At 69.5% G+C, this 311-nt stretch carries 1 protein-coding gene; it reads right to left on the bottom strand.

The window, feature by feature from the left end; translation table 11 throughout:
• On the bottom strand, positions 1-311 hold a 311-nt coding region (locus tag GTW67_RS08740; RefSeq protein ID WP_161164237.1), incomplete at both ends, for an acyltransferase domain-containing protein.

Consider the following 311-nt stretch of genomic DNA (forward strand, 5'->3'; position numbering starts at 1 on the left):
TACCAGTACCCCGCGTCCAGAGACGAGGTGTCCAGGACACTGCCGGTCACCGTCGAGTAGAACGGCACGCTCGACGCCTGCGGGGCGATACCCGCCAGGTCGCTCAGGAGAACGTCCTCGATCGCCTCGACGTGCGCACAGTGCGAGGCGTAGTCCACCGCGATACGCCGGGCCCGGACGTCGTCGGCCTCACAGGCGGCCAGCAGCTCGTCCAACGCGTCCGCGTCACCGGACACGACCACGACCGACGGACCGTTGACCGCCGCCACCGACAACCGACCGTCCCAGTCGGCAAGGCGCTTGCCCACCTC

The sequence above is a fragment of the Streptomyces sp. SID5910 genome (assembly GCF_009862125.1).
Taxonomy (GTDB): domain Bacteria; phylum Actinomycetota; class Actinomycetes; order Streptomycetales; family Streptomycetaceae; genus Streptomyces.